The sequence below is a fragment of the Leifsonia sp. HAY1-4F genome (genome assembly GCF_056755275.1).
Window position 1 is genome coordinate 1 of the sequence record NZ_JBNDHX010000493.1, and the last position, 246, is coordinate 246.

Annotated in this window: 1 pseudogene; it reads left to right on the plus strand. The window is 67.9% G+C overall.

Annotated elements, in window-relative coordinates:
• Nucleotides 1–193: pseudogene (locus ACPYOG_RS20255) on the plus strand (hypothetical protein); the annotation flags it as partial.
• Between the last annotated feature and the right edge of the window lie 53 nt (nt 194–246).

Here is a 246-nt window from a genome sequence, read left to right on the forward strand (position 1 = left end):
CCGTCGTCGGCAGCGTCAGATGTGTAGAAGAGACAGGTCCTGGGTGAGGCCGCGGACGCGCGTCAGCCCGGCCAGCGTGCCCGACGAGTTCCAGCGGTTGTGGACTCCTCACCGGATGGTGTACATCCAGAGCGGCGCCCAGCCCACGAACTGTCTCTTATACACATCTCCGAGCCCACGAGACACTCGCTAATCTGGGGGGGGGGGTGTTTGTGGGGAGGGAGGGGGGGGGGGGGGGGGGGGGGG